Consider the following 1,975-nt stretch of genomic DNA (forward strand, 5'->3'; position numbering starts at 1 on the left):
ACCGCCATCGCCGAGACCTTCGTGGCGACCCTCGCGGTCACGGCTCCGACGATCGCCGTCGTCACCGGCGAGGGCGGTTCGGGTGGGGCCTTGGCCATCGCCGCGACCGACCGCCTGCTCATGCAGGACGACGCCGTCTTCGAGGTCATCGCCCCCGAGGGAGCCGCGGCGATCCTCCACCGCGACCCGACACGCGCCGAGGAGGTCGCCGGGCACCTCGCGCCGACCGCGTCGCAGCTCCGTCGGCTCGGCATCTGCGACCGGACGATCCCCGGCCCGACCACCTTCGATCCCGTCACCGCCGCCACCGCGCTCCGGACCGAGGTCATCGCGACCCTGGCCGAGCTCGACGACGATCCTGACCGGCTGATCGCACGCGCCGTCCGCTACGGCCCGCTGCCCACCTCGACCGGGGGCCGGCGCTGAGCGCGGGACGGCTGATCGCCGTCTACGCCGGCCCCCTCGCCGAGATCCTCCTGCGGTGGGGACGTGAGCTCGGGTACCGCACCGTCCTCCTCGAACCCGACCAGCAGCGGCTGTCCGACGCGCTGCGGTCGGTCGCGGACGAGGTCGCTCACGACCCGACCACGATCGCACTCGACGCCGACGCCGACGTCGTCGTGACCGACCACCACCGCGAGGACATCGGTCCGGTGATGGCCCCGCTCGTGCACGGTCGACCCCGGTGGATCGGGATCATCGGCTCACCTCGTCACACCGGGCCGCACGGTCCGGCGCTGGCAGCCGAGGGGGTCGACGAGGACCTCATCGCGACGGTGCACCGCCCCATCGGCCTGGACATCGGCTCGCGGGAACCGGCGGAGATCGCGCTGTCGATCCTGGCGGGGCTCGTCGCGGACCGCAACGACCGTCCCGGAGGCCCCCATCAGCCCGTCACCGGCAGCTCGGACGAGGACGCCTGATGCCGGTCCTGATCACCGGGGCCCACCGGCCGCTCGCCCGACGCATCGCTGCCGCGCTGCTCGAGGAGGGCGGCGAGGTCCGAGCCCACACGTCGGGCGACGCCGCGAGCCTCCGCGCCGGGGGCGCCATCGTCGCGGGCGGTGACGCCGACGACGAGGGCCACCTCGAGTCCTCGATGGCGCAGGTGCACACCGTGGTCCACGTCGGTCGCGGCGTCCTCGCCCCGTCCCCCGACGTCCTCGTCACCGAGGCCGCGGTGCTGGCACGGGCCGCCGCAGGAGCGGAGGTGCGGAGGATCGTCGCGCTGTCGATCCCGGGGGCGGACCCCACGGCACCCGACCCGCTGCGGGCGGCCCACGGCGAGGTCGAGCGCATCCTGGCCGATGCTCCGGTCCCGACCGTCGTGGTCCGGACCTCGGTGATCGACACGCCGGCGATCCGGGACGCGTTCGGCACCGCGGGGCTGGCCGAGAAGGAACGAGCGCGACCGGTGGCCCCGATCCGGTCGGAGGACGTCGTCGCCCTGGTCGTCGCCCTCGACCGCCTGCGCTCGTCGGCCACCTCGGGTCACGTCGTCTTCGCCGCCGACGGGCCATCGACCGTCCCGCTCGGGACCTACCTCGAGCGGACGGGGGTGCGGCGGCCCGGTCGCGGTTCGCTCGTCGGACGCCGCGCGCTCGACCCGGACACCGTCCCGATGCTGCTCCCGTCGCTCCACGGACCGTGGGTCAACGGTGACCGCGGCCCGCCCGACGCGTGGGCGTTCACCGGAACCACTCCAGGCGTCGTGGGGCCCGCGTAGCCTCCCACCCACCGCCGTTCGTGGAGGGACCGTGGGGACCTGGGGTGCCGCACCGTTCGACAACGACGACGCGCTCGATCTGCTCGGCGACCTCGAGGAGGCGGACGACGACGCGTTCCTCGACGCCCTCCGCGACGCGCTCGCCCAGGTCGACACCGACGGCTACCTCGAGTGCCCGGAGGTCAGCGAGGCCGTCGCCGCCGCCTGCCTGGTCGCGGCACGCCTGCCGGACGGCCCACAGCCGGAGGA

The 1,975-nt window shown here is 74.8% G+C and carries 3 protein-coding genes and 1 pseudogene; all 4 read left to right on the forward strand.

Annotated elements, in window-relative coordinates; genetic code table 11:
• Positions 1-426 (forward strand): annotated as a pseudogene (locus WEB03_RS13780) (acetyl-CoA carboxylase carboxyl transferase subunit beta); the annotation flags it as partial.
• A 14-nt stretch (positions 427-440) separates the two neighbouring features.
• Positions 441-923: an XdhC family protein gene (locus WEB03_RS13785; protein ID WP_368071496.1), complete on the forward strand. Its 483-nt coding sequence runs from the start codon at positions 441-443 to the stop codon at positions 921-923.
• Positions 923-1,726 (forward strand): SDR family oxidoreductase, encoded by an 804-nt coding sequence (locus WEB03_RS13790; RefSeq protein WP_368071494.1) that lies wholly within the window; start codon positions 923-925, stop codon positions 1,724-1,726. Before WEB03_RS13785 ends, WEB03_RS13790 begins: the two co-directional genes overlap by 1 nt.
• A 31-nt stretch (positions 1,727-1,757) precedes the next feature.
• Positions 1,758-1,975: DUF4259 domain-containing protein (locus WEB03_RS13795; RefSeq protein ID WP_368071495.1), on the forward strand; the 218-nt coding region annotated here is incomplete at its 3' end.

Origin of the sequence: Nitriliruptor sp., from assembly GCF_040882075.1 — a bacterium.
In the GTDB taxonomy this organism is placed as follows: Bacteria; Actinomycetota; Nitriliruptoria; order Nitriliruptorales; family Nitriliruptoraceae; genus Nitriliruptor.

Excerpts from the sequence above, each read along its gene's own strand:
- WEB03_RS13790 (WP_368071494.1), top strand. The coding sequence starts at position 923 with ATGCCGGTCCTGATCACCGGGGCCCACCGGCCGCTCGCCCGACGCATC.